This is a genomic window from Novosphingobium sp. (assembly GCF_040398825.1).
Lineage (GTDB): Bacteria > Pseudomonadota > Alphaproteobacteria > Sphingomonadales > Sphingomonadaceae > Novosphingobium.
On the sequence record NZ_JBBATI010000045.1, the window covers coordinates 1 to 20,108 of the forward strand.

Annotated in this window: 14 protein-coding genes; 9 read left to right on the plus strand and 5 right to left on the minus strand. The window is 64.7% G+C overall.

Annotated features, from left to right (window positions below):
• Positions 1 to 66 precede the first annotated feature (66 nt).
• Positions 67 to 1,908 carry an ABC transporter transmembrane domain-containing protein gene (locus ABWP89_RS16720; protein ID WP_353230729.1) on the minus strand — a complete coding sequence of 614 codons (1,842 nt, stop codon included), beginning with the start codon at positions 1,906 to 1,908 and terminating at the stop codon, positions 67 to 69.
• Between the two features lie 253 nt (positions 1,909 to 2,161).
• On the opposite strand from ABWP89_RS16720, the gene ABWP89_RS16725 reads away from it, so the two are divergent.
• Entirely contained in the window at positions 2,162 to 3,433 is a 1,272-nt protein-coding gene (locus ABWP89_RS16725; RefSeq protein ID WP_353230731.1) for a polyhydroxyalkanoate depolymerase, read from the plus strand.
• A gap of 113 nt (positions 3,434 to 3,546) precedes the next feature.
• On the opposite strand, the gene ABWP89_RS16730 is transcribed toward ABWP89_RS16725, so the two are convergent.
• From ABWP89_RS16730 to ABWP89_RS16740, 3 genes are all read right to left on the minus strand, one after another.
• Complete coding sequence (locus ABWP89_RS16730; RefSeq protein WP_353230733.1) at positions 3,547 to 4,008, minus strand: MaoC family dehydratase; 462 nt, start codon at positions 4,006 to 4,008, stop codon at positions 3,547 to 3,549.
• A gap of 87 nt (positions 4,009 to 4,095) precedes the next feature.
• Entirely contained in the window at positions 4,096 to 5,628 is a 1,533-nt protein-coding gene (locus tag ABWP89_RS16735; RefSeq protein WP_353230735.1) for a DUF5935 domain-containing protein, read from the minus strand.
• Positions 5,625 to 5,786, minus strand: coding sequence for a hypothetical protein (locus tag ABWP89_RS16740; RefSeq protein ID WP_353230736.1), 162 nt, complete (start codon positions 5,784 to 5,786; stop codon positions 5,625 to 5,627). The genes ABWP89_RS16735 and ABWP89_RS16740 overlap by 4 nt, the downstream gene beginning before the upstream one ends.
• 108 nt (positions 5,787 to 5,894) lie before the next feature.
• Here ABWP89_RS16740 and ABWP89_RS16745 point away from each other — a divergent pair, with 108 nt between their 5' ends.
• From ABWP89_RS16745 to ABWP89_RS16765, 5 genes are all read left to right on the plus strand, one after another.
• Positions 5,895 to 7,145: a TIGR04063 family PEP-CTERM/XrtA system glycosyltransferase gene (locus ABWP89_RS16745; protein WP_353230737.1), complete on the plus strand. Its 1,251-nt coding sequence runs from the start codon at positions 5,895 to 5,897 to the stop codon at positions 7,143 to 7,145.
• Between the two features lie 78 nt (positions 7,146 to 7,223).
• Positions 7,224 to 8,909 carry a hypothetical protein gene (locus ABWP89_RS16750; RefSeq protein WP_353230738.1) on the plus strand — a complete coding sequence of 562 codons (1,686 nt, stop codon included), beginning with the start codon at positions 7,224 to 7,226 and terminating at the stop codon, positions 8,907 to 8,909.
• 203 nt (positions 8,910 to 9,112) lie between these two features.
• Complete coding sequence (gene gltB, locus ABWP89_RS16755; RefSeq protein ID WP_353230739.1) at positions 9,113 to 13,765, plus strand: glutamate synthase large subunit; 4,653 nt, start codon at positions 9,113 to 9,115, stop codon at positions 13,763 to 13,765.
• Positions 13,766 to 13,882: 117 nt separating this feature from the next.
• Positions 13,883 to 15,316 carry a glutamate synthase subunit beta gene (locus tag ABWP89_RS16760; RefSeq protein ID WP_353230740.1) on the plus strand — a complete coding sequence of 478 codons (1,434 nt, stop codon included), beginning with the start codon at positions 13,883 to 13,885 and terminating at the stop codon, positions 15,314 to 15,316.
• 136 nt (positions 15,317 to 15,452) lie between these two features.
• The gene (locus ABWP89_RS16765) at positions 15,453 to 16,886 is read left to right on the plus strand and encodes an aldehyde dehydrogenase family protein (RefSeq protein ID WP_353230741.1); all 1,434 of its coding nucleotides are present in this window, start codon (positions 15,453 to 15,455) and stop codon (positions 16,884 to 16,886) included.
• Between the two features lie 424 nt (positions 16,887 to 17,310).
• Here ABWP89_RS16765 and ung read toward each other — a convergent pair whose 3' ends face one another.
• The gene (ung, locus tag ABWP89_RS16770) at positions 17,311 to 18,000 is read right to left on the minus strand and encodes a uracil-DNA glycosylase (RefSeq protein ID WP_353230743.1); all 690 of its coding nucleotides are present in this window, start codon (positions 17,998 to 18,000) and stop codon (positions 17,311 to 17,313) included.
• An 89-nt stretch (positions 18,001 to 18,089) separates the two neighbouring features.
• On the opposite strand from ung, the gene ABWP89_RS16775 reads away from it, so the two are divergent.
• The 3 genes from ABWP89_RS16775 to ABWP89_RS16785 are packed head-to-tail and all read left to right on the plus strand — an operon-like array spanning position 18,090 to position 20,097.
• Positions 18,090 to 18,707: a ribonuclease D gene (locus ABWP89_RS16775; RefSeq protein WP_353230745.1), complete on the plus strand. Its 618-nt coding sequence runs from the start codon at positions 18,090 to 18,092 to the stop codon at positions 18,705 to 18,707.
• Positions 18,708 to 18,745: 38 nt separating this feature from the next.
• Positions 18,746 to 19,474, plus strand: a complete 729-nt coding sequence (locus tag ABWP89_RS16780; protein WP_353230746.1) for an LPS export ABC transporter periplasmic protein LptC — start codon at positions 18,746 to 18,748, stop codon at positions 19,472 to 19,474.
• Positions 19,471 to 20,097 (plus strand): LptA/OstA family protein, encoded by a 627-nt coding sequence (locus tag ABWP89_RS16785; protein WP_353230747.1) that lies wholly within the window; start codon positions 19,471 to 19,473, stop codon positions 20,095 to 20,097. Before ABWP89_RS16780 ends, ABWP89_RS16785 begins: the two co-directional genes overlap by 4 nt.
• Positions 20,098 to 20,108: the final 11 nt, after the last annotated feature.

Consider the following 20,108-nt stretch of genomic DNA (forward strand, 5'->3'; position numbering starts at 1 on the left):
GGCCCATCCACCCATTAAGGTACCCTGTGGGCGGATGGGCCGGGGGTGCGGGGTGGTGCGTGGCACTCAATCCGACAAGGACACCGCGCTGTCGAATTGCAGCCGGGCCAGCCGCGCGTAAAGTCCGCCGGCGGCGGTCAGCGTGGTGTGCGTGCCCTGTTCCACGATCCGGCCCTGGTCCATCACGATGATGCGATCGGCGGCGCGTACGGTGGCCAGCCGATGCGCGATTACCAGCGTGGTGCGCGATTGCATCAGGCGGTCGAGCGCGTCCTGCACCAGCCGTTCGCTTTCGGCATCGAGCGCGCTGGTCGCTTCGTCCAGCAACAGGATCGGCGCGTTGCGCAACAGCGCGCGCGCGATGGCGATGCGCTGGCGCTGCCCGCCCGACAGGCGCGTGCCGTCTTCGCCCAGAAAGGTATCGAGGCCCTGCGGCAGTTCACGCAGGAACGCCTCGGCATTGGCGTCGCGCGCGGCGGCCCAGATTTCCTCGTCGCCCGCGCCAGGCTTGCCATAGCGCAGATTGTCGCGCGCGCTGGCGGCGAACAGTACGCCTTCCTGCGGCACCAGCGCCATGCGCGCGCGCACTTGGGCGGGGTCAGCCTCTTTCAACGGCACGCCATCGATGCGCACCATGCCGCCCTGCGGATCGTAAAACCGTTCGGCCAGCAGAAACAGCGTCGATTTGCCCGCACCCGATGGGCCGACGATGGCCACGGTTTCGCCGGGTTCCACCGCCAGCGAAAAATCGACCAGCGCCGGCGCATCGGGCCGGGTTGGATAGCGAAAGGTGACATGCTGAAACGCGATCTGCCCGCGTGGCGGTTGCGGCAGCGCGATCGGGCGTGCCGGCGCCGCGATTTCGGGCACCACCCGCAACAGTTCGCTCAACCGTTCGGATGCGCCGGCACCGCGCACCAGATCACCATAAACCTCGGTCAGTGCCTGGAACGAGCCGGCCACCAGCCCGCCGGTCAGCACGAACGCGGCGATGGTGCCACCGCTGATGCTGCCATTGGCGACACCCACTGCGCCCTGCCACATCAGCCCGGTCAACCCGCCCAGCACCAGCACGATGACCACCGCGGTCAGCACCGAACGGAGCAGGATGCGCATGCGCGCGGTGGCAAAGGTGCTTTCGACCGCTTCACCAAACCGCGCCATTTCGCGCGGTTCCTGCCCGAACGCCTGCACCACTTTCATCGCGCCCAGCACTTCGGCAATGCGCACGCCGACGGTGGCGACGCGGTCCTGGCTGTTGCGCGAAGCCCGGCGCAAACGGCCGCCGAACACCGTGATCGGCCCGATGACGAGCGGAATGCCGATCAGCAGTTCTGCGGTCAGCCCCGGCGCCATCGCGAACAGATAGGCAATGCCGCCGACCACCATGATCGAATTGCGCAGCGCGATCGACACGGTCGTGCCCACCACCTGTTCAATGATTGCGGTATCCGATGTCATCCGCGATGCGATTTCCTTCGGGCTGTTTTCCTCGAAAAAGCTGGGCGGCATCGACAGCAGGTTGGCCTGCACCTTTATGCGGATATCGGCCACCACGCGTTCGCCCAGCCACGATACGAAATAGAACCGCGTCGCCGTGCCGACCCCCAGCACCGCGACAATGGCAAACAGCATCAGGAACCATTCCCCCAGCACATGCACATCGGCGCCGCGGGAAAACCCCTTGTCGATCACCATGCGAAAGCCATAGGGCACAGCCAGTGTCGATGTCGCGGTCACCAGCAGCGCCGCCGCCGCCGCCATGACTTTGCCGGGATAGGACATCGCCTGTTCCAGGATCATCGTCAGCGGGCCCAGCGACCGGGTGCGGGCGACCGTCGCGGGCGCGTCGGGCGCGTCGGTTGCAGGGGGGGTGTCGGGGGCGGCAGGGGCAATCTGGGCGTTCATGGCGGCTGCCCTAAACCATTTTGCGGGCAAACGGTATGGGCGAAATCGGGCAGCCGCTTCCCACCGCATTGCGGCATCGCGGTTGCTTCGTGATTTGGCCTGCCCGGCGAAAATTGTCACAGGGCGCGGGCGTTTGTGGCATGGCCGCCCCCTGGGTGCATTGCACAATCGGCCAAAAGCGCGCAGACAGTATATAGAGAACAGTCGCAACCGGGGCGGCGTCGCTGCCCGGTCTGATCAGGAATGGCGTGCCATGTTGTACAAGGCTTATGAAATCCACCGTTCGTTCATGAATGCCGGCAGCGCCGTGGCATCGATGACCGCCGACTGGCTGAGCAATCCGCGCCACCCGCTGGCCACCACCGCCGCCAACCAGGCGATGGCATCGGCGCTGGAGGTGTTTGCCCACGCCGCCGCGCCGCGCGGCAAGCCCGCATTCGGGTACAAAACGGTGCAGATCGACGGGGTGGCGCACACCGTGACCGAAACTACCGAGGTGCACCGGCCGTTTGGCGCGCTGAAGAAATTTGCCCACGCCGGGCTGCCGGCGGATGCGCCGCGCCTGTTGATCGTCGCGCCGATGAGCGGGCATTACGCCACGCTGCTGCGCGGCACGGTCGAACGCATGATGGAACGCCACGTCGTCTATATTACCGACTGGGCCGATGCGAAGCTGGTGCCGCTGTCCGAAGGCCGGTTCGATCTGGATGACTATATCGATTATCTGATCGGTTTTCTGGAATATATCGGCCCCGGCGCGCACATGATGGCGGTGTGCCAGCCATCGGTGCCGGCGTTTGCGGCAACCGCGGTGATGGCGCGCAACGGCCATGCCTGTCGTCCGCTGACGCTGACCATGATGGGCGGGCCGATCGATACGCGTGAAAGCCCGACCGCGGTCAACGACCACGCCATCGCCAAACCGTATGTTTGGTTCAAACACAACGTGATCACCGATGTGCCGGTCAATTATCCGGGCGTCGGGCGCAAGGTCTATCCGGGGTTTGTGCAGCTTGCGTCGTTCATGTCGATGAACCTGGGCAGCCACATGATGAGCCATTACGGGCTGTTCAAGCATCTGGTGCAGGGCGATGGCGAAAGCGCCGACGGCACCAAGACGTTTTATGAAGAATACCGCAGCGTCTGCGACATGACCGCCGAATTCTATCTGCAGACCGTCGATGTGGTGTTCCAGACCCACGCCCTGCCGCGCGGCGAACTGGTTCACCGTGGCCAATTGGTCGATCTGGGCCAGATAACCGACACCGCGATCCTGTGCATCGAGGGCGAACGCGACGACATTTCGGGCATCGGCCAGACCCGCGCAGCGCTTGCGCTGACCCCGGGCGTGCCCGATGCGAAAAAGAAATACCACTTCGCGCCTGAGGTTGGCCATTATGGCATCTTCAACGGATCGCGCTGGCGGTCCTCGATCGCCCCGGTGGTCGATGAATGGATCGCGCGGCACGATCTGGGTGTGTCGGCGGCGCGTGATGCGGGTGGAAAACTGAGCGTGGTGGCGTGATTTTTTGAATTAAAACAATAAAATACGATCCCCGTTCAGCCTGAGCGGGATTGTCTTAAATCAAGAGTTTGAAGGGGAGCTGGGCACACGACCCACTGCCCCCTCTGACCCGGTCAGATGAAAAACTGCGTGATCCATTCGCAGATCAGCGCGGGTTTTGCCTCGTCTTCGATCTCGATGGTGATTTCCATCGTCTGTTGCCATTGGCCGGGGCGCTTTTCGTCGATTTCCAGCAATTTGAAATGGCCGCGGATGCGCTTGCCCGACCGCACGGGTGACAGGAAACGGGTTTTGTTGCCGCCGTAATTGACGCCCATCTTGATCCCTGCCGGGCGTGGAATGGTGCTGTTCTGAGTCAGCAGCGGGATCAGCGACAGGGTCAGGAACCCGTGCGCGATGGTGCCGCCGAACGGGGTCTGGGCGGCGGCGACGGGATCGATGTGGATGAACTGGAAATCACCGGTCGCTTCGGCGAACTGGTTGATGCGTTCCTGCGTCACGTCAACCCATTCGCTGGTGCCGACCACCTGGCCGACCAGATCCTTCATGGCATGGGCGTCGATCGTGTTTGGCATGCTCATCCCCGTTTATGGTGTTTGTGAGGATCTCATGCCGCGTTGACCGGGCGGGCGCAATCACCAATGGCGGACTGGCCTCAAGACCTAGCCGCGATTGTTGCCCAGCAGCGGCCCTGCTGCCGTGGGATGGCGCACCGCAACCAGCGGGTCGGGCACCAGCGGATCAGGCGGGGGCGGGGTGGGGGTCGGCTGGCGCAACAGGCGTTTCATCCGCTCTGCCTCATGCACCGCGGCATCCAGCCGCCCGACATAGGCCGCCAGCCCGCATTGCAACCCGACCAGCATGTAGCAGAACGGTTGAAACGCGATGCCGACAAACGCCCCGCCAAACAGATAGACGATCTGCGCCTGTTGCAGCGCATCGGCCAGCGGGCTGATCCAGGCGGTGTCAGTCTGGGGCGTATCGACGGGCGTGATCACCTGCGCCGGTGCACGCTTGCCAGGTGGCACCGGTGCAGGATTGGCGGCGGATGCCGGGGGGGGAACGCGATAGCGCCGACGGATACGCTCCATCTGCACCACGCCCAGGATGTGCAGCAGCAGCCACATGCCCAGGCCAGGATAGCCCTGTTCGCCCAGCATTTCAAAATAGCTGGAATGATAGGCACGGGCATGTTCGATGACATGTTCGGTGCTGATGGTCGTGTTGGTGCCGTCTTTGCTGGTGACCACTTTGTCATAGGCCACGCTGTCCTGCCGGAAAGCGTCAAACCCGCCGCCAAACGGGTGGCTTTGGGCAAAGTCCATGGTCCAGGCCCAGACCGCGACGCGCGTGCTGGCCGATTGATCCGCCTTGTGATCGCCGATGGTGCTCATGCGTTCGGTAAAGCTGGCGGGCAGCAGTGGCAGCGCGATCGCCGCGCCGGCCGCGATCAGCACCAGATAGGTGAACCGCCGTTTGGTGCTGCGCAATTTCAGCAGGCCCAGCACCGCGACGCAGATCAGCCCGGTGCGTGCCTGCGTGCCGATCGGCATCAGGATCGCCGCAAAGGTGATGCCGGCCGCAAACAGCCACACCAGCAACCCGGGCCGGAACACCGTGCCATAGGATGCCAGCCAGAATGCCAGCGGGATGATGCAGATCGCCACGGTGGAGATGATCGATCCTTCGTACAGCCCGGTGTTGTCATCGACCAGCAGCTTCAATTCGCCATAGCCACCGCCGCCCAGCAGCGTTTTCAGCGCGCCATCGATGATGATCACCCCGACCCCCAGCACCATGATCAGCACCAGCGATTCGATTCGCAGCCGGGTGCGCAGCGTCAGCGGCAGGAACGTGGCGAACACCAGCGCCTTCCACACCCAGTCCCACTTGGCCGCCGCCTCTGACGGAAAATCGGCGGTCAGCGTGGTCAGCCCGCAATAGACCAGCAGTGCGAGCATCAGCAGCTGGCGCGATGATACCCGAATGCCGCGCTTGTCTTCGCGTGCGGCCCACATCACCACGGTCAGGATAAACGCCACCAGCGAAATCGACAGCGACCCCAGCGGCCCCCAGCCAATGCGTTGCGGCGAAACGATATCGATATAGGCATAGGCCAGCACGAACAGGAACGGCCGGGCAAACCCGGCCAGCAGGAATGCCATGACAAAGGCGGTCAGCGCCAGATTGGTCATGGCTTGTCCCCCTGCGCCGCCCGGTTGCGCGCGGCTTCGCCACGTGAATCATGCCGGGGCAGGGCCGGATCGTCATCCAGATCGTCGCGCCGCACCAGCCGCCACACGGCGATTGCCATGACGAAATGCGGGATGACCAGGGCAATCAGATCGATCATGACGGGGCGTTGGGTGTCCGCAGTGGTGGCGCAAAAATTGCGTATGGCCTGCCTTGGACCATATGCAGTTGATACCGCGTTAAGCGTTGCTGTGCCATAAAGAGGCATATGACCCGTATTCTGCACGTGCTCGATCACAGCCTGCCGCTGCAAAGTGGCTATACCTTTCGCACGCGCGCCATTTTGAAGGCGCAGGAAGAGGTGCTGGGGCTCGACGTGCGGGCGGTAACCGGGCTGCGGCATTATGCGCCGCCGGTGCCCGACGCCACCGATGGCCAGGGCGCCGAAGTGCTGGACGGATTGCATTTATGGCGCACGTCTGGCGATCTGAACGGCGCACCGGGCCTGCGCGAATGGCGTGAAGTGCGCAAACTGGCCGACCGGATCGAGGCGGTGGCGCAAATCTGGCGTCCCGATGTGCTCCACGCGCACAGCCCGGCGCTGTGCGGCATGGCCGCATTGCGCGCGGGGCGACGGCTGGGCATCCCGCTGGTCTATGAAATCCGCGCGTTCTGGGAAGATGCGGCGGTGGGCAATGGCACCGGCAGCGCCGGGTCATGGCGCTATTGGCTGACGCGGCAGCTGGAAAACCGCGTGATCGCCGGCGCCGCAGCAGTGGTCACCATCTGCGACGGGCTGAAAGCCGATCTGATCGCGCGCGGTGTGGCGGCGCAGCGCATCACGGTCATGCCCAACGGGGTTGATCTGGCGCTGTTTGGTGCGCCGTTGCCGCGCGATCCTGCGCTGGCGGAACAGCTGGGGCTGGGCACCGGGCCGGTGATCGGCTTTCTGGGCAGTTTTTACCCTTACGAAGGGCTGGACGATCTGATCGCGGCGATGCCGGCGATCGTCGCCGCTCAGCCCGATGCGCGGCTGTTGCTGGTGGGCGGCGGCCCGGCCGAATCGGCATTGCGCGCGCAGGCGCTGGCATCGCCGGCTGCCGCCGCGATCCGCTTTGTCGGGCGCGTGCCGCATCACGAGGTGGACCGTTATTACGCAGCTACCGATGTGGTGTGTTACCCGCGCAAGGCGATGCGGCTGACCGATCTGGTGACCCCGCTCAAACCGCTGGAGGCGATGGCGCAGGGCAAGCTGGTGGCCGCCAGCAGCGTCGGCGGGCACCGCGAACTGATCGAACAGGGCGTGACCGGCACGCTGTTTGCCCCCGATGATCCCGCCGCGCTGGCCACCGCGATGGCCGGCCTGCTGGGCGACCGTGCGGGTTGGGATGAACGGCGGCGGGTGGCACGGGCGTTTGTGGAACGCGCGCATGACTGGGGTTGCAACGTCAGGCGTTATCATCCCGTTTACCAAACGGTGTTAGCCATGGATGCTGTTACCACGACCATTGCGGCCTGATGCGCTGATTTGCCAGCCATCAGACCCGGCGTATGAAGGCAATTGCGTCATGCACGCGCAGGGACAAAGATCAGTATCGTGACCAGACCAGCCCGCCCTGATTCCGCCCGCGCCGCCGCGACCCGGCCGAGTCGCGCAACCGCGCCGGTCATGGCGCATCGCCTGTTTCCGGCGGCGGTCGCATTGTGGTGCGCTGCGCTGGCGGGCATGGGCTGCCTGGCAGCCAGTGCCGATGCACTGGCCGGGCTGGTCGGGCATCTGCATCTTGCGACAGTATTGCCGGCGGCCGCGCCGCCACTGGGCCTGACCGCGCGGCTGATGCTGGCGATCGTGCTGGCCGCAGCGGGCGGCATGGCGGGGCTGGCGATCGGCCTGACGCTGCATCGCCGCGCCGGTGGCACGGCGCGGGCATGGCCGGTGCGCAATGCTGCGAACGATGCGGACGAGGTCGCTCCAGCCCGCTATGCCACTGCGCGTGAACCGGCTGACTCCGTCACATCGGCAACGGCGCCGCGCGTGCGCAACCGCGATGCCCATCCCGATGCGCCGCCGCGTCGCCCACTGGTGGTTACCACCGATGTTCTGCCGTTTGCCGCGACCAGCGCGTTTGTCACCCCCGATCCGCAACCGGCAGGCGACGACATGTCCCCCGCCGATCGGCTTTTGCGGGATGATTTTGATGCGCTCGACGCGCATGATCCGGCCGCTTCGCTGCCACCGTTTCTGGCGGCGGCCTTCGCGGCGGTAAACACCCCGCTGCCGCCAGTGGTGGCCCCAGTACCGTCAGATCCAGTACCGTCAGATCCAGTACCGTCAGATCCGGCACTGTCAGATAAGGCCCCGGCTGTCCTGGTTGCAGAGCCCGTCGCGGTGGTACCCGATGCGCCGGCTGCCGCGGACAGCGCCGCCGTCACCCCCGCCGTCACCCCCGCGCCCGCCACCATCACCGACAGCCCCGCTGCGGTTGCGGACATCGCGGCGCCGGCCCGACCCGGCCCGGCGATTCACCGCGTGCCGCTGGCCAGCCTGGCCGCCACTGCCCCGCAGGCGCCAATCGCGCAGGCCCCGCTGGCCAGCCTGGGGTTGGTCCAGCTGATCGAACGTCTTGCCCTGGCGATTGCCGAGCGGCAGGCACGACAGGCGGCGGCGTCTGCTGCCGACACCTCTGCCGCATCCAGACCCATCGATCCGCGCATGCCTCTGCACCGGTTCGATCCGCTGACGATGGACCCGCCCGGACCGCTGCTGCGCGCAAAGCCTGCGCGCCCGGCCGGCACGGGCGATGCCGCAGCGGCGGATCATGCCACACGCTTTGCCGCGTCGGCGCTGACCTCTGGCCCGGTTTCCGATCCTGGCGATGGCGCTGAATTGTCCGATCCTTACGACGATGCCGACATCGAACAGCGTTATTCATCGCTGACCGGGATGACGCTGCAACGGCCCGAACTGGTGCCAACCGATCTGGTGCCGTCGTTTGTATCCACCCCGGTCTCGGCAGCCCCGGCCTCTACTGCGTCCGTGCATGATCAGGCCGAACCGTGGCGTCGCGCGCCGGATGCCGCCGTGGATGTCGATGGCGATACCGATGCCGTGGCAATCGCCACCCCGGTGGTGCCGTTCCGGCTGAGCGCCGCACGCGCCCACGCCAGCGTCCTGGCTGGTGAACCCGCACCGCGTGCGACGGTGGATGCCGATACTGCCGACGCCGATCGCGCCTTGCGCGATGCGCTGGCGACACTGCGCAAGATGAGCGGGCAGCGCTGATACCAATTTCTGCCCGACGGTGGTGGGGCCATTGCCCCTGCGCGCTGCATCGTCCGCGCTTTGCCCGATAGGCGAAGTACGCGTGCACGCGGTTGCAAAATAACATTCATGCGGTCATGGGAAAATTCGCGCAACTTTCGCTGCCTGTCGGGCACGGTGATTCGCGCAAATGACCATCCTTTGGTTGCAGGATACGATAAACAATGGGTTTTCCGCCGGTCCAGGGCCTTTATGATCCGCGTAACGAGCATGACGCCTGTGGTGTGGGCTTTGTCGCCCATATCAAAGGCATCAAAAGCCACGCGATTATCAAACAGGCGCTGGAAATCCTGCACAATCTTGATCACCGTGGCGCGGTCGGGGCCGATCCGTTGCTGGGCGATGGCGCCGGAATCCTGATTCAGCTGCCGGATGCGCTGTTCCGCAACTGGGCATCGGCCACGGGCAAAGTGCTGCCCGCGCCGGGCGACTATGCGGTGGCAATGTGTTTCATGCCGCAGGACGAACCCAGTCGCAGCTTCATCACCGAATTCTTTGAAAAATTCATCGCCAAAGAGGGTCAGGAACTGATCGGCTGGCGCGATGTGCCGACCACCACGGCCGGCCTGGGCGCGGCGGTGATCGCCGAAATGCCGGTGATCCGCCAGTGCGTGATCCGCCGGGGTGAAGGCACGCCCGATCAGGATGCGTTTGAACGCAAACTGCTGGCGATCCGCAAACAGACCCAGAACCCGCTGGCGGCGCTGGCCGAAAAGCACGGCCTGCCGGGCATCAGCCAGCTGTACATGCCCAGCTTTTCATCGCGGACGATCGTCTACAAGGGGCTGCTGCTGGCCACGCAAGTCGGCAGTTTTTATGACGATCTGCGCGATCCTGACTGCGTTTCGGCGCTCGGGCTGGTGCATCAGCGGTTTTCGACCAACACGTTCCCCAGCTGGAAACTGGCGCATCCCTATCGCTTTGTCGCGCACAACGGCGAAATCAACACGGTGCGTGGCAACGTCAACTGGATGAACGCGCGCCGGCGCACGATGGAATCCGAACTGCTCGGGCCCGATCTCGACAAGATGTGGCCGCTGATCCCGCATGGCCAGTCGGACACCGCCAGCCTGGACAACGCGTTGGAACTGCTGGTGGCGGGCGGATACAGCCTGGCGCATGCGGTGATGATGCTGATGCCCGAAGCCTGGGCCGGCAACCCGCTGATGGATGCCAAGCGGCGTGCGTTTTATGAATACCACGCCGCGCTGATGGAGCCATGGGATGGCCCGGCGGCGGTGGCGTTTACCGACGGGCGCCAGATTGGCGCGACGCTCGATCGCAACGGGCTGCGGCCCGCGCGGTTTTCGATCACGCGGGATGATCTGATCTGCATGGCATCGGAAAGCGGCGTGCTGCCGTTCCGTGAAGAGGATGTGGTGCGCAAATGGCGCCTGCAGCCCGGCCGCATGCTGCTGATCGATCTGGAAAAAGGCCGCATTGTCGAAGACGAGGAAATCAAGGCCGAACTGGCCAATGCCGAACCTTATGAGGAATGGCTGGCGGCCGCGCAGTACAAGCTGAAAGAGCTGGAAGTGCCGGAAACCGCGCTGGATGCCGATGGCGGCGCGCTGGTTCAGGACACCGGTTCGCTGCTCGATCGGCAGCAGGCGTTTGGTTATACCCAGGAAGACCTGTCGCGGTTTCTGGAACCGATGGGGGTGATGGGCGAAGACCCGATCGGGTCGATGGGCACCGATACGCCGATTGCGGTGCTGTCGCGGCGGTCGCGGCTGCTGTTCGATTATTTCAAGCAGAACTTTGCCCAGGTCACCAACCCGCCGATCGACCCGATCCGCGAAGAACTGGTGATGAGCCTGGTGTCGATGATTGGCCCGCGCCCCAATCTGCTGGGTCGCGTCGCCGGCACGCACAAACGGCTGGAGGTGGATCAACCGATCCTGACCAGTGTCGATATTGCCAAGATCCGCTCGGTCGAAGCCACGCTGGATGGCGCATTTCGCACCGCGACGATCGATATCACCTGGGATGCTGCGACCGGCGCCGCCGGGCTGGAACAGGCGGTCAAGGAAATGTGCTGGGCCGCGACCGAGGCGGTGCTGGCCGATCAGAACATCCTGATCCTGTCCGACCGCGGGCAGAATGCCGCGCGTGTGCCGATGCCCGCGCTGCTGGCGACCGCGGCGGTGCACCACCACCTCGTGCGCCAGGGCCTGCGCATGCAGACCGGGCTGGTAGTGGAAACCGGCGAAGCGCGCGAAGTGCACCACTTCTGCGCGTTGGCGGGCTATGGCGCCGAGGCGATCAACCCCTATCTGGCGTTCGAAACGCTCGAAGCGATCCGGGTGAAGGAAGACCTGCCGCTGTCGAGCTATGATGTGAAGAAAAACTACATCAAGGCGATCGGCAAGGGCATCCTGAAGGTCATGGCCAAGATGGGCATTTCGACCTATCAGTCATACTGCGGCGCGCAGATCTTTGACGCGGTCGGGCTGTCGTCGGCGTTTGTCGACAAATACTTCACCGGCACCGCCACCACCATCGAGGGTGTGGGCCTGTTCGAAATCGCCGAGGAAACCGTTCGTCGCCACGCCGCGGCCTATGGCGACAACCCGATCTATGCCAAAATGCTGGATGTCGGCGGGATGTACCAGTTGCGTCTGCGTGGTGAAGAACACGCGTGGACCGCCACCAATGTCGCCAGCCTGCAGCACGCGGTGCGCGGCAACCTGCCCGAAAAATACCGCGAATTCGCCGATACGATCAACGATCAGTCGGAACGCATGCTGACCATTCGCGGGCTGATGGCGCTGAAACCGGCCGATGCGCCGATCCCGATCGACGAAGTTGAACCGGCGCACGCGATTGTGAAGCGGTTTGCCACCGGGGCGATGAGCTTCGGGTCGATCAGCCGTGAAGCGCACACCACGCTGGCGATCGCGATGAACCGCATCGGCGGCAAATCCAACACCGGCGAAGGCGGCGAAGAATCCGACCGCTACACCCCGCTGGCCAATGGCGATTCGATGCGTTCGGCGATCAAGCAGGTGGCCAGCGGACGGTTTGGCGTGACCACCGAATACCTGGTCAATGCCGACGACATCCAGATCAAGATGGCACAGGGCGCCAAGCCCGGCGAAGGCGGCCAGCTGCCCGGTGACAAGGTCGACAAGGTGATCGGCCGCACCCGCCATTCCACCCCGGGCGTTGGCCTGATCAGCCCGCCGCCGCACCACGACATCTATTCGATCGAGGATCTGGCGCAGCTGATTCACGACCTGAAGAACGTCAACACGCGCGCGCGGATTTCGGTGAAGCTGGTGTCAGAGGTCGGCGTCGGCACGGTGGCCGCGGGCGTTTCGAAGGCGCGCGCGGACCATGTGACCATCTCTGGCTATGACGGCGGCACCGGCGCATCGCCGCTGACCAGCCTGACGCATGCCGGGTCTCCGTGGGAAATCGGCCTGGCCGAAACACAACAGACGCTGTTGTTGAACAATCTGCGCAGCCGCATCGCGGTGCAAGCCGATGGCGGCATTCGCACCGGGCGCGATGTGGCGATTGCCGCGCTGCTGGGTGCCGACGAATTCGGCTTTGCCACCGCGCCGCTGATTGCGGCGGGGTGCATCATGATGCGCAAATGCCACCTGAACACCTGCCCGGTCGGCGTGGCGACGCAGGACCCGGTGCTGCGCGCGCGGTTTACCGGCCAGCCCGAACATGTGATCAACTATTTCTTTTTCGTGGCCGAAGAACTGCGCGAAATCATGGCGACGATGGGCTTTCGCACGATCGCGGAAATGGTCGGCCGGGTTGATCGGCTGGACGCCAAACAGGCGATCCACCACTGGAAAGCGCAAGGCATCGATCTGTCGCGGCTGCTGCACCAGGTTGATCCGGTGGCTGGCACTACGCTGGGGTGGAGCCAGCGGCAGGACCATGGTCTGGACGCCGCGCTCGACAATGATCTGATCGCGGCGGCCGCGCCCGCGCTCGATCGCGGCACTCCGGTGCGGATCGAACGGCGGGTGATCAACGTCAACCGCACGGTCGGCGCGATGCTGTCGGGCGAAGTGGCGCGCCGGTTTGGCCATACCGGGATGCCCGACAACACCGTGCATGTCGCGTTTCACGGCGTGGCGGGGCAGTCGTTCGGCGCGTTTCTGGCGCATGGTGTCACGCTCGATCTGGTCGGCGATGCCAACGACTATGTCGGCAAGGGGCTGTCGGGCGGGCGGGTGATCGTGCGCCAGCCCGCGCATGTCGACCGCGATGCGACCGAAAACATCATTGTCGGCAACACCGTGCTCTATGGCGCGATCGCGGGTGAGGCCTATTTCAACGGCGTCGCCGGCGAACGTTTTGCCGTGCGCAATTCGGGCGCGATCGCGGTGGTTGAGGGCACCGGCGATCATGGCTGCGAATACATGACCGGCGGCGTGGTGGTCGTGCTGGGGCGGACGGGGCGCAACTTTGCCGCCGGGATGTCTGGCGGGATTGCCTATGTCTATGATCCGGAAGGCCGTTTTCATCAGCTGGTGAACCCGGCGATGGTTGATGTGACGCCGGTTTCGCCCGATCGTGATGAGGATGACGGCACCGGCCGCCCGCAACAGCGTGCGATCGACGTGGCCGATTTCGGCATGGGCGACATGTTGCGCCACGATGCCGACCGGCTGCGCATCCTGATCGAACGCCACCTGCTGCACAGCGGCAGTGCGCGTGCACGGGCGGTGCTTGACAACTGGGCAGACGAACTGCCGCGGTTTGTCAAAGTCATGCCGCGTGACTATGCCAAGGCGCTCCGCCTGCTGGCGGCAGAGCGGCAGGCAGCGGCGCTCGACGCGGCCGAATAGGCCCCGGCGTAAGCCAGATGGGCGCGCGCAAGCCAAATAGGGGCGCGTTAGCTGAATACCGTATTGTGAAATTGGCTCGCCGTGGCAATCGCAGCGGCCGAACAGGGAATGCATGCAATGGGTAAGCCGACCGGTTTTCTCGAAGTCGAACGCCACGACCGCAGCTATGATGCGCCGGCCGAACGGCTGAAACACTATCGCGAATTCATCGTGCCGCACGATGAGGGGACGCTGCGCGGGCAGGCCTCACGCTGCATGAATTGCGGCATTCCCTATTGCCACAACGGCTGCCCGGTGAACAACCAGATCCCCGACTGGAACCATCTGGTCTACGAAGCAGATTGGCAAAACGCGCTCGACAACCTGCATTCAACCAACAATTTCCCCGAATTCACCGGGCGCATCTGCCCCGCCCCGTGTGAGGCGGCGTGCACGCTGAACATTGTCGACCAGCCGGTCACGATCAAATCGATCGAATGCGCGATTGTCGACAAGGGGTGGCGCGAAGGCTGGATCGAACCGCAAGTGCCGGTGCACAAGACCGGCAAATCGGTGGCGGTGGTCGGCTCTGGCCCGGCGGGCCTGGCCTGTGCACAACAATTGGCGCGCGTCGGCCATTCGGTGACTGTGTTTGAAAAATCGGACCGTATTGGCGGCTTGCTTCGCTATGGCATCCCCGATTTCAAGATGGAAAAGAATCTGATCAACCGGCGCGAGGTGCAGATGATGGCCGAAGGCGTGGAATTCCGCACTTCGGTCGAAGTCGGCGTGACCGTGTCGATGGCATCGCTGCGCGACAATTTTGATGTGGTGGTGCTGGCCGGTGGTGCGGAAGACCCGCGCCCCTTGCTGATTCCCGGGTTTGAATTGCCGGGCGTGCGGTTTGCGATGGAATTCCTGACCCAGCAGAACAAGCGCAACGCCGGCGATGATGAAATCCGCGCCGCCCCGCGCGGCAGCCTGACCGCGACCGGCAAACATGTGGTGGTGATCGGCGGCGGCGACACCGGATCGGACTGTGTTGGCACTTCGAACCGCCAGGGCGCGTTGTCCGTTACCCAGCTGGAAATCATGCCGCGCCCGCCTGAAAAAGAGGACAAGGCGCTGACCTGGCCGAACTGGCCGCTCAAAATGCGCACGTCATCCAGCCATGAAGAAGGCGTTGGCCGCGAATTTGCCGTGCTGACCAAGCGGGTCGCGGGCGAAAACGCCGTGACCGGGCTGGAATGCGTGCGGGTTGAATGGGTCGATGGCAAAATGCAGGAAGTGCCCGGTAGCGAATTCACGTTGCAGGCCGATCTGATCCTGCTGGCGATGGGCTTTGTCGGCCCGCGCAAACAGGGCCTGATCGAACAGGCCGGCGTCGCGCTGGATGCGCGCGGCAATGCGCAGGCCAACACGAACGATTATCGCACCAGCGTCGACAACGTGTTTGCCTGTGGCGACATGCGCCGGGGGCAAAGCCTGGTGGTGTGGGCCATCCGCGAAGGCCGCCAGTGCGCGCGCGCGGTGGACGAGGCGCTGATGGGTGTGAGCGAACTGCCGCGCTGAGCGGCGTATGACGCCATGCTGGGGGTAATGCCCAGATTTGCTGATGGCGCGCATACACGCGTGCTTGAACCTTGCCGCGTAGCGGCAAAGGTGCAATTCGTGTCGGCGAATTGTCTGTCCACGGGAATCACGCTTTATGACATTTTCTGCCAACGCCGGGAAATTCTACATCGATGGCGAATGGGTTGCGCCGCTGGGTAATGCCACGCTCGACGTGATCAATCCCGCCAATGAAGCGCCGTTCATGACCATCGCGCTGGGCGGTGCGGCCGATGTGGACCGCGCCGTGGCGGCGGCGCGCAAGGCGTTTGCCACCTGGGCCTTTTCCACCCGCGAAGACCGGCTGGAATTGCTGAACCGGGTGCTGGATGAATACAACCGGCGGTTTGAGGATGTGGCGCAGGCGGTCTCCGCCGAAATGGGTGCGCCGATCGAATTCGCGCGTGAAGCACAGGCCTGGGCCGGCCGCGCGCATATGGAGGCGGCGATCAAGGCGCTGGAGGATTTCAGCTTTGAATCCAAACGCGGCACGACGCAGATTATCATGGAACCGATCGGCGTGGCCGCGCTGATCACCCCGTGGAACTGGCCGCTCAACCAGATCGTGTGCAAGGTCGCGCCGGCGATTGCGGCGGGTTGCACCGTGGTGCTGAAACCATCGGAAATCGCCCCGGTCAGCGGGCTGATCTGGGCCGAGATCATGCATGCGGCGGGCACGCCCGCTGGTGTGTTCAACATGGTCAACGGCAATGGGCCCGATGTGGGCCAGGTCATGGCCGAACATCCCGATGTGGATATGGTGTCGTTCACCGGATCGACCCGCGCCGGCATTCTGGTGGCCAAGGCGGCGGCCAGCACGGTGAAGCGCGTGGCGCAGGAACTGGGCGGCAAATCGGCCAATATCATCCTGCCCGATGCCGATTTCGCCGCCGCGGTGGCGGCCGGGGTGCAGGGCTGCTTCAGCAATTCGGGCCAATCGTGCGACGCGCCCACGCGCATGCTGGTGCCGGCCGACCGCCATGCCGAAGCGCTGGACATTGCCCGCGCCACCGCCGCCGAAATGGTGGTGGGCGATCCGCTTGATCCCGCCACCACCCACGGCCCGGTGGTCAGCGATGTGCAGTGGGCCAAGATTCAGCGCCTGATCCAGATTGCCATCGATGAAGGCGGCGAACTGGTCTGCGGCGGCACTGGCCTGCCCGATGGCCTGACCAAGGGCTATTTCGTGCGCCCGACGGTGTTTGGCGGGGTATCCCCGGCGATGACCATCGCGCGCGAAGAAGTGTTCGGCATGGTGCTGGCCATCATGCCCTATGACAGCATCGACCAGGCGATCCAGATCGCCAACGACACCGTCTATGGCCTGGCCAGCTATATCGCCGGCACCGACATGGACCAAATCCACGCGATTTCGCGGCGGTTGCGCAGCGGCACGGTCAACATCAACTACCCCGACTGGGACACCCACGCCCCGTTCGGCGGCTACAAGCAATCAGGCAACGGCCGCGAATACGCCGATTACGGCATCCACGATTTCCTGGAGACCAAGGGCGTGGTCGGCTGGGGGTGAGCCCTTGCCGCAATCGCAGACCTATCTTCTCGCGTCTCCCCGGGTCAAGCTTGACCCGGGGTCCCGCTAGGCCGTTTGGCACTGATGTCCGCTGCAAACCAACAGGCTGAATGACCGGAATTGGAGGAAAGCGGACTCTCGGCAGCTCACTCCTCGTCATTCCTGCGAACGCAGGAATCCAGAGTGGATGGCAAAACCTGTTGATTGTACAAGACGATTTTGTCGCGGAGCCGTGGTACCTGGATTCCTGCGTTCGCAGGAATGACGATTGTAAGGCCGCAATTGGGGCGAAAGAAGCCATACCGCTTCCACGTTTCCAACGGACGTAATCTAACCCTGCTTGCGATTGCCACCGTCTCGCCAAAGTAAGCGGGACTCCGGATCAAGTCCGGGGAGACGAAAGTCGGTGCGTGTCCTTGCAACCCTACTCCGGCAGTCGCCAATCGATGGCGCCGCGCCCGTGCGCGGTCAGAAAATCATTGGCCTGGCTGAAATGGCGGCAGCCGAAGAAGCCGGTGTAGGCGGACAGCGGGCTGGGGTGGGGGGCGCGCAGGACCAGGTGCGGGCCGTCGTTCAGGCCCGGAATGCGCGCGGCCTTTTTCTGCGCGTGGCTGCCCCACAGCATGAACACCGTCGGCACCTCGCGCGCGGCGACTGCGGCCACTGCGGCGTCAGTCAGGGCTTCCCATCCGCGATTCTGGTGTGACCCGGGCTGGCCCGCTTCGACGGTCAGCGCGTTGTTCAGCAGCAGCACGCCCTGCCGTGCCCAGGCTGCCAGATGGCCGTGGCGGGGGATCGGCAGGTCGAGATCGGTGTGCAGTTCCTTGGTGATGTTCACCAGGCTCGGCGGCACGCGCACGCCGGGTTGCACCGAAAAGGCCAGGCCGTGTGCCTGCCCGGCGCCGTGATAGGGGTCCTGGCCCAGGATCACCACGCGCACCTGATCCAGCGGGGTCAGCTCCAGCGCGGCCAGGCGGGTTCCGCGCGGGGGGTAGATCACTTTGCCGGCCGCTTCTTCGGCGCGCAGCCAGGCGCCAAGCGCGCGCAAGGGCGGGGAGGCCAGCACGGGTTCAAGCGCCGGGCGCCAGCTGTCGGGAATGGTCGTGGCGGTCATCATGGGCGGTCTTGCCATGGCGCGGCGGCGCTGCCAACCACCGCCTTGATGCTTGCCCCATGCTGGCGATGCGCCTAAGCCGTGGGGCGATGACAGTCCATTTTCATGAAGAAGACTTGCCCGCCGACGTTCTGGCGCCGGGCATTGTTGCCGTCGATACCGAAACGATGGGGCTGATCACCCATCGTGACCGGTTGTGCGTGGTGCAGATTTCCGACGGGCGCGGCGATGAACATTGCGTGCGCTTTGGCCCCGGCAGCACGTACGATGCGCCCAACCTGAAAGCGGTGCTGGCCGACCCTGCGCGGCTGAAACTGTTTCATTTTGCGCGGTTTGATCTGGCGGCGATCCAGCACTACCTGGGGGTTTCGGCCACCCCGGTGTTCTGCACCAAGATCGCATCAAAGCTGGTGCGTACCTATACCGACCGCCACGGGTTGAAGGACCTGGTGCGCGAATGCACGGGCAAGGACATTTCCAAGCAGCAGCAATCGAGCGACTGGGGCGGCCCGGTGTTGAGCGATGCGCAGCTGGATTACGCGGCATCCGATGTGCGCTTTCTGCATGCCTGCCACACCGTGCTGGTGGAACGGCTGGCGCGCGAAGGGCGCACCGCGATCGCGCAGGCCTGTTTCGATTTCCTGCCCACCCGCGCCGCGCTCGATCTGGCTGGATGGGCGGAAAACGACATTTTCAGCCACCAATAGGCGCGAATCCGCACGATGTTTTTCCGATCGGTCCTGGCATGACATTGCGCGCCGACCAGATGCGCGACCGGCGCCGCGTGTTTGCCGCCCCCGGCGGTTCGCACGACCGCATGGTGCGGCTGTTGTCGGTGGTCTTGCCCGGGCTGATTGGCATGCTGGTGGCGGTGATGGTGCTGGCGCCGCTAAGCCCGCGCGGCGAAATCAGCTTTCTGCTCGATCGCACAAAGGTCGCGATGGTCGATGACCGGTTGCGCGCGCTGGGCGCGATGTACCGCGGTGAAGATGACCGTGGCCGCGCCTTTTCGGTAACCGCGGGCAGCGCGGTGCAGCATTCGGCGCGCCAGCAGGTGGTGGAAATGCGCGATGTGACCGCGCGCATGCTGCTGGATGATGGCCCGGCAATCCTGAACACGCAGGCCGGCCAGTACGATTTCGGCCGGCAGGACATCACCGTGCCCGGCGCGGTCGAAATGCAGACCGCCGATGGCTATCGCATGGTCACGCAAGGGGCATCGATCGATCTGGAGCGCCGCCGGCTGGTCAGCCACGGCCGGGTCGAAGGCCGCATCCCGACCGGCACGTTCAGCGCCGATCATTTCACCGCCGATCTCGACAACCGCAATATCCGGCTGGACGGCCATGCGCGTCTGCGCATGGTCCCCGGTAAATTGAACCCGCCCGGGCAGATGCGCGGCGCAGGGGCGGCACCGTCCGGCCCCGCCGCACGCCCCGTTTCGACCCCAGCCATGCAGGTGAGCAAACCGTGACCACCAGCCCCGATCATTTCGCCCGCCAGCATGTGCACCCCGCCCGGCTGTCCCGCCGCAGCCTCGCCTCGCGCGGTTTCCTGGGCGGTTTTGCGCTGTCGGCGGCGGTGATCGCCGGCGCCGGGCAGTTGGCGGCGCAAAGCCGGGTGTCGCACAACAGCGAAGCGCCGGTCGATTTCAATGCCGCGCACATGGAATTGCAGGACAAGCAAAAACGCGTCGTGCTGAGCGGTGATGTGGTGGTGACCCAGGCCGAATTGCGGCTGACCGCCGACCGCACGCTGATGGCCTATACCGATGTGGGCAAGCTGACGCTGCAACGGGTCGATGCCACCGGGCATGTCCTGGTCACGCGCAACGACGAACGCGCCAGCGGCGATGTCGCGGTCTATGATCTCAATCGCAAGGTGATCACCATGGTCGGCCATGTCGTGCTCAACCGCGCCAATGGCGACCGGCTGGATGGCGGGCGGCTGGTTATCGATCTGAACACCGGGATTTCCAGCATCGATGGCCATGGCGGCGGTGCCTCGGTTGGCGCGTCGGGCAAGCCGCAACCAGCCGGTTCGGGCCGGGTCAGCGGGTCGTTCAACGTGCCCAAAAAGGGTGCCAGCGCACCCTGATTGCCGCGGAC